The organism is Variovorax sp. WDL1 (assembly GCF_001541225.1).
GTDB lineage: Bacteria > Pseudomonadota > Gammaproteobacteria > Burkholderiales > Burkholderiaceae_C > Variovorax.
Genome location: NZ_LMTS01000100.1, coordinates 8827 through 9178, shown reverse-complemented (window position 1 = coordinate 9178; position 352 = coordinate 8827). Strand labels below are relative to the sequence as shown.

The window sequence follows — 352 nt, the reverse complement described above, 5'->3', positions numbered from 1 at the left end:
GGTCGACCACTGCCTGCACGCGGACCTGATGGACACGATGATCTCCAAGCAGTCCTTCGGACTACTGTGGCTGAATCCACCGTATGGCGACCTGTCCAAGGACGTCAACGGCAACATCGGCTATCAGGGCCAGGGCCGTGCCCGCCTCGAAAAGCTGTTCTATCAGCGTTCGCTGTCGCTGTTGCAATACAGCGGCGTGCTGGTCTTCATCGTCCCCGGCTACGTGCTCGACGCGGAGCTGGTCGGCTGGTTGACGCGCCACTACACCGATCTGCGTATCTACCGAGCGGTGGAAACGCAGTTCAAGCAGGTGGTGATCTTCGGCCGCCGGGTCCGTCAGCGGGAGCTGGCA

Annotated in this window: 1 protein-coding gene; it reads left to right on the top strand. The window is 61.9% G+C overall.

The window, feature by feature from the left end; all coding sequences use genetic code 11:
• The coding region (locus tag APY03_RS43795) for a DUF6094 domain-containing protein (protein WP_232324274.1) at window positions 1-352 on the top strand (352 nt) is incomplete at both ends.